Origin of the sequence: Tumidithrix helvetica PCC 7403 (assembly GCF_965232925.1) — a bacterium.
Taxonomy (GTDB): domain Bacteria; phylum Cyanobacteriota; class Cyanobacteriia; order Pseudanabaenales; family Pseudanabaenaceae; genus Tumidithrix; species Tumidithrix helvetica.
The window spans coordinates 1-5672 of the sequence record NZ_CBDDRA010000060.1 but is presented as its reverse complement, the minus strand read 5'-3'; the positions used below and the strand labels follow the sequence as shown (position 1 = coordinate 5672).

The following is a 5672-nucleotide window of genomic DNA, read 5'->3' as shown; positions in this document are numbered from 1 at the left end:
GGTTTCTTTTCTTAGAATATTAATCTTGGCATCGAGTTATTTTCCCGCAGGGCTACCCCTAAAGTATCTTCACCGTAACAGCGTTTCACCTCTGAGTTCGAGATGGATCAGTGTGGTTCCACCGCACCATAGACACCAAGAAATCTGTTGGGTCACCTTTCATGAACCCTGAAAGCTACACAGTAATAGTCCTTTGTATCGTAGACACCTTTGTCTTTCTTCTTTTCGTTCTTAATTAAATTGAGGACAAGCCCTCGGTCTATTAGTACTTCTCGGCTGCACGTGTTGCCACGCTTCCACCTAAAGCCTATTAACGCGTAATCTACACGTGACCTTACTGGATTAACTCCATGAGAGCACTCATCTTGAGGTGGGCTTCCCACTTAGATGCTTTCAGCGGTTATCCTCTCCGCACATGGCTACCCAGCGTTTACCGTTGGCACGATAACTGGTACACCAGCGGTGCGTTCCTCCCGGTCCTCTCGTACTAAGGAGGAGTCCTCTCAATGCTCTTGCGCTTGCACCGGATATGGACCGAACTGTCTCACGACGTTCTGAACCCAGCTCACGTACCGCTTTAATGGGCGAACAGCCCAACCCTTGGCACGTACTTCCGCACCAGGTTGCGATGAGCCGACATCGAGGTGCCAAACCTCCCCGTCGATGTGAACTCTTGGGGGAGATCAGCCTGTTATCCCTAGAGTAACTTTTATCCGTTGAGCGACGGCCATTCCACGCTGTGCCGTCGGATCACTAAAGCCGACTTTCGTCCCTGCTCGACTTGTTGGTCTTGCAGTCAAGCTCCCTTATGCTTTTACACTCTTCGGCTGATTTCCGTCCAGCCTGAGGGAACCTTTGCGCGCCTCCGTTACCATTTAGGAGGCGACCGCCCCAGTCAAACTACCCGCCTGAAACTGTTCCCTTCCCAGATAATGGGTAAGGGTTAGAATCCTAGCCTCTCCAGAGTGGTATCTCACCGTTGACTCCACTGTCCCCACAAGGACAATATCATTGTCTCCCACCTATCCTGCGCAGAAGAAGCCCGAACCCAATTCCAAGTTATAGTAAAGCTTCATAGGGTCTTTCTGTCCGGGTGCAAGTAGTCCGTATCTTCACAGACATTCCTATTTCGCCGAGTCTCTCTCCGAGACAGCATCCAAATCGTTACGCCTTTCGTGCGGGTCGGAACTTACCCGACAAGGAATTTCGCTACCTTAGGACCGTTATAGTTACGGCCGCCGTTCACCGGGGCTTCGGTCGCCAGCTTCACTTTCGCTGACCGACTTCCTTAACCTTCCGGCACTGGGCAGGCGTCAGCCCCCATATTTCCTCTTGCGAGTTAGCGGAGACCTGTGTTTTTGGTAAACAGTCGCTTGGATCATTTCACTGCGACCCACGTCTTAGGTGGGCACCCCTTCTTCCGAAGTTACGGGGCTATTTTGCCGAGTTCCTTAGAGAGAGTTATCTCGCGCCCCTTGGTATTCTCTACCTCCCTACCTGTGTCGGTTTCGGGTACAGGTAATTATGAGTTAACGTGTTTAGAGCTTTTCTTGGCAGTTTGACTACACCACTTCGAGTCCGTAGACTCTCGTACTCACATCTCAGCTCAGTCTGTTTTCTCCAGACCTCATCACCTTAATGCTTGAACCGCAATCCATCACGCGGCTGATGATCATCTCCTGCGTCCCTCTTCACTACTCATAATCAGTATCGGAATGTTGACCGATTATCCATCGACTACGTCTTTCGACCTCGCCTTAGGTCCTGACTAACTCTCCGTGGACGAGCCTTGCGGAGAAACCCTTAGGGTTTCGGGGCATTGGATTCTCACCAATGTTTGCGCTACTCAAGCCGACATTCTCACTTCTGCTTCGTCCACGTCTGCTCACGCTAACGCTTCTATCTAACGCAGAACGCTCCCCTACCGATTAATTAATTAATCCCACAGCTTCGGTGCATCGCTTAGTCCCGTTCATTTTCGGCGCGGGAACACTTGACCAGTGAGCTATTACGCACTCTTTTAAGGGTGGCTGCTTCTAAGCAAACCTCCTGGTTGTCTCTGTATTCCTACCTCCTTTACCACTTAGCGATGGCTTGGGGACCTTAGCTGGTGATCTGGGCTGTTTCCCTCTTGACTATGGAGCTTATCCCCCACAGTCTGACTGGCTGTGTGTGCATCTGGTATTCAGAGTTTGTCTCGATTTGGTACCGGTCTCCCAGCCCGCACCGAAACAGTGCTTTACCCCCAGACTATAATCACAACCGCTATGCCTCAACATATTTCGGGGAGAACCAGCTAGCTCTGGGTTCGATTGGCATTTCACCCCTAACCACAGGTCATCCGCTGATTTTTCAACATCAGTCGGTTCGGACCTCCACTTGGTGTTACCCAAGCTTCATCCTGCCCATGGTTAGATCACCCAGGTTCGGGTCTATAAACAGTGACTATCGCCCTTTTCAGACTCGCTTTCGCTTTGGCTCCAGCATTCTCGCTTTAACCTGCCACTGCCTATAAGTCGCCGGCTCATTCTTCAACAGGCACACGGTCAGACGTTAAATCGTCCTCCCATTGCTTGTAAGCTTACGGTTTCATGTTCTATTTCACTCCCCTCTCGGGGTTCTTTTCACCTTTCCCTCGCGGTACTGGTTCACTATCGGTCACAGGTGAGTATTTAGCCTTACGAGGTGGTCCTCGCGAATTCACACGGAATTTCTCGTGTACCGTGCTACTCAGGATCCAGCTTGCCAAGTTTGATTTTCGATTACGAGGCTTTCACTCTCTTTGGCGTGTTATTCCACACACTTTATCTAATCTCTCTTGTACAGTGTTGCTGTCCTATAACCCCAGCTAGTCATGCCAACTGGTTTGGGCTCTTTCCCGTTCGCTCGCCGCTACTAAGGAAATCATTGTTTATTTTCTCTTCCTTCAGCTACTAAGATGTTTCAATTCGCTGAGTTCGCTCTTTCCCGTCTATGTATTCAACGGGCAGTATATAGGGTTGCCCCATTCGGAAATCTTCGGATCAATGTTTGCTTCCAACTCCCCGAAGTGTATCGTCGGTAACCACGTCCTTCATCGCCTTCCTGTGCCTAGGTATCCACCGTAAGCCCTTTGTAGCTTGACCACAATTTGCTTTTGTTCGCTTAACATTGGTGTCTACTTGCTTTTTCGTTTCTTTGGTTAGCTATGACTTATATTCAGTTTGACCTTTTGGGGGTTACTGTTTTCTTGTCATTTCTAACTTCTAAATTGAAAAGTTACTTTTGACTATTACTATGCAGTTTTCAAGGTTCTGTCTGGACTTCGGAGTCCAGCATGCTTTCTTGGTTCTCAAGATAAGTTGCTGAAGTCTCTTGTCTGGTGACGAGAATTTTGGACTCATGGTTGATTCCTCGTTCTTGTCTCTCTTTTGTAAGTTAAGTTGCTTTTTGCTTTTCTTAACTTTCAGTGGAGGTAAGCGGATTCGAACCGCTGACTTCCTGCGTGCAAAGCAGGCGCTCTACCAACTGAGCTATACCCCCTGAATCAGTTTTGTTTATTCAGTCTTCAGTTATTGAAGCTTTTACGCTTCGCTTCTGCTTTCTGTTTTCTTTTCACTGACTAGTGGGCCATCCTGGACTCGAACCAGGGACCTCACCCTTATCAGGGGTGCGCTCTGACCACCTGAGCTAATAGCCCTCGCTTGCTTCAGTGGTCAGTTACCAGTTACCATTTCTCAGCTGTTCACTTTTGCTTACAGAGTTTTTTCTGTTTGCTTGAGCTATTTACTGTTTGCTGATTCCTGTTTCCTGTTCACTGGAAAAACCAGACATAGTTTGAAAGCCTACTAATAAACTCCGACCGACCTTGGGATGGCTTTACATCTGAGTGTTTTTGTTTCTAGGTACTTGTGTTCTTTTTGCATCGTTCACTTTCTCTTTCTTCTTTCTCTTTTGTAAAGTAGGTCTCCCTAAAAGGAGGTGATCCAGCCGCACCTTCCGGTACGGCTACCTTGTTACGACTTCACCCCAGTCACCAGCCCTGCCTTAGGCATCTCCCTCCGCGAACGGTTAGGATAACGACTTCGGGCGTGACCAGCTTCCATGGTGTGACGGGCGGTGTGTACAAGGCCCGGGAACGTATTCACCGCAGCATTCTGATCTGCGATTACTAGCGATTCCGCCTTCACGCAGGCGAGTTGCAGCCTGCGATCTGAACTAAGACTGGGTTTATGAGATTGGCTTGCGATCGCTCGCTTGCAGCTCTTTGTCCCAGCCATTGTAGTACGTGTGTAGCCCAGGACGTAAGGGGCATGCTGACTTGACGTCATCCACACCTTCCTCCGGTTTGTCACCGGCAGTCTCTCTAGAGTGCCCAACTTAATGATGGCAACTAAAAACGTGGGTTGCGCTCGTTGCGGGACTTAACCCAACATCTCACGACACGAGCTGACGACAGCCATGCACCACCTGTGTTCGCGCTCCCGAAGGCACTCTCTCCTTTCAGAGAGATTCGCGACATGTCAAGTCCTGGTAAGGTTCTTCGCGTTGCATCGAATTAAACCACATACTCCACCGCTTGTGCGGGCCCCCGTCAATTCCTTTGAGTTTCAATCTTGCGACCGTACTCCCCAGGCGGGATACTTAACGCGTTAGCTACGGCACAGTAGGGGTCGATACCTACTACACCTAGTATCCATCGTTTACGGCTAGGACTACTGGGGTATCTAATCCCATTCGCTCCCCTAGCTTTCGTACATGAGTGTCAGTTATGGCTTAGCAGGACGCTTTCGCCGCTGGTGTTCTTCCCGATATCTACGCATTTCACCGCTACACCGGGAATTCCTCCTGCCCCTACCACACTCTAGCCTATCAGTTTCTTTTGCCTTTACAAGGTTAAGCCTTGCGCTTTAACAACAGACTTGATTAGCCACCTGCGTACGCTTTACGCCCAATAATTCCGGATAACGCTTGCATCCTCCGTCTTACCGCGGCTGCTGGCACGGAGTTAGCCGATGCTTATTCGTCAGGTACCGTCATTATCGTCCCTGACAAAAGAGGTTTACAATCCACAGACCTTCGTCCCTCACGCGGTATTGCTCCGTCAGGCTTTCGCCCATTGCGGAAAATTCCCCACTGCTGCCTCCCGTAGGAGTCTGGGCCGTGTCTCAGTCCCAGTGTGACTGGTCATCCTCTCAGACCAGTTACTGATTGTCGCCTTGGTGTGCCGTTACCACTCCAACTAGCTAATCAGACGCAAGCTCATCTTCAGGCTATTAATATTTCACCTCTCGGCACATTGGGTTTTAGCGACCGTTTCCAGTCGTTGTCCCCATCCTGAAGGCAGATTCTTACGCGTTACTCACCCGTCCGCCACTAAATCCGAAGATTCCGTTCGACTTGCATGTGTTAAGCATACCGCCAGCGTTCATCCTGAGCCAGGATCAAACTCTCCATGATGTAATAGAATTGCTTCTAATACTTTTGGTAGAATTTAAAAGCTCTTTGCTTCTTTTCTAATTAGATTTCGTGAAAAATCTTTCTTTCGTCTATCTGTTTTGACGAGGTTTATTAGTGCTCTTTGGCTTCCAAACTATTCTCTTGTCTTGGTTCTGGCGCTTTCTCGAGAACTCCTTTCGTTTGCTCTCGTTTTTTCGCCTTACTAGGCTACCTAACTTATCTGGCTTTGTCAA

Annotated in this window: 2 tRNA genes and 3 rRNA genes; all 5 read right to left on the bottom strand. The window is 49.2% G+C overall.

What is annotated here, in order from left to right:
* Positions 1-23 precede the first annotated feature (23 nt).
* A 5S ribosomal RNA gene (gene rrf, locus ACP2WE_RS25910) occupies positions 24-140 on the bottom strand.
* 102 nt (positions 141-242) lie between these two features.
* Positions 243-3125 (bottom strand): 23S ribosomal RNA (locus ACP2WE_RS25905).
* Positions 3126-3449: 324 nt separating this feature from the next.
* A tRNA-Ala gene (locus ACP2WE_RS25900) sits at positions 3450-3522 on the bottom strand.
* An 83-nt stretch (positions 3523-3605) separates the two neighbouring features.
* Positions 3606-3679 (bottom strand) — tRNA-Ile (locus tag ACP2WE_RS25895).
* A gap of 274 nt (positions 3680-3953) precedes the next feature.
* Positions 3954-5439: ribosomal RNA gene (locus tag ACP2WE_RS25890) — 16S ribosomal RNA — on the bottom strand.
* The 16S, 23S and 5S rRNA genes sit together here with 2 tRNA genes alongside, the layout of an rRNA operon.
* Positions 5440-5672: the final 233 nt, after the last annotated feature.